The sequence below is a fragment of the Kitasatospora sp. MBT63 genome, assembly GCF_000710465.2.
GTDB lineage: Bacteria > Actinomycetota > Actinomycetes > Streptomycetales > Streptomycetaceae > Kitasatospora.
Map to the genome: position 1 here is coordinate 1 of NZ_JAIZ01000721.1, position 826 is coordinate 826.

The window sequence follows — 826 nt, forward strand, 5'->3', positions numbered from 1 at the left end:
GTACCGGACGCTCGACCTCGCGCTCGACCAGGGTCTCGGGGCCGCCACCACCCGAATCACCTCACCCTCGTCCACTACGTCCTCGATCACCAGCGGCGACAACCCTGAAAACACCGTTCCCACAAGCTCGTTGACATCTCGCATGACCTGTCAACGACACCCGTCACACTCGGTAACCACCGATTACGGGACGGAGCCGTTCAATGGACAGACCCGGGGCGGGAGCTGCCGGGTGAGTTGTTCCCCCAGTGGTGTGGCTGTTTGGTGGGTGCGGGTGGGCGGTGGGCGGGGGTGTAGTGGTGTGGACGCGGCCGTGTGGTCGTGCTTGTCCCTGCTGCAGTGTGCGGCGGGGAGGGTGTACGGACCGGATGTTGCCTGTGCGGATCGTGCCGCTCGTTCGAGATCACTGTTGAGGAGTGCAGGTTCGTGTCGATGTCTCGGCTTCCCCGTTCTCGTCGTCGGTTGCTGTCGGTGGCTGTCGCGTTGGCATCGCCGCTGGCGGTGGTGGCGTTTCCCGCGTCCGCGTCCGCGTCGGAGGACGATGCTCCGGTGACGGCAGCCGCGGAGGCGGCGTCGGCGTCGGCGCCGACGGAGGCACCCGAGGGTGACGGGCCCGGCCCTCAGCCTCAGCCGCCCGTCTCGCAGGAGATCCAGCGGCCGGGTCCGCCGGGGGACGCCACGGCCGAGGATGCGGCGGCTGATCCGATCCCGGTCGGGGCCTACCCGGACTCGGTCACACTGCTGCCGGACGAGAGCCGTGCCTATGTCACCAGCATGCTCGGCGGGACGGTGTCGGTGATCGACACCGCCACGAACACCGTCGTGG

The 826-nt window shown here is 68.5% G+C and carries 1 pseudogene; it reads left to right on the forward strand.

The window, feature by feature from the left end:
• Positions 1-471: 471 nt before the first annotated feature.
• A pseudogene (locus tag AA75_RS37510) lies at positions 472-826 on the forward strand (hypothetical protein); the annotation flags it as partial.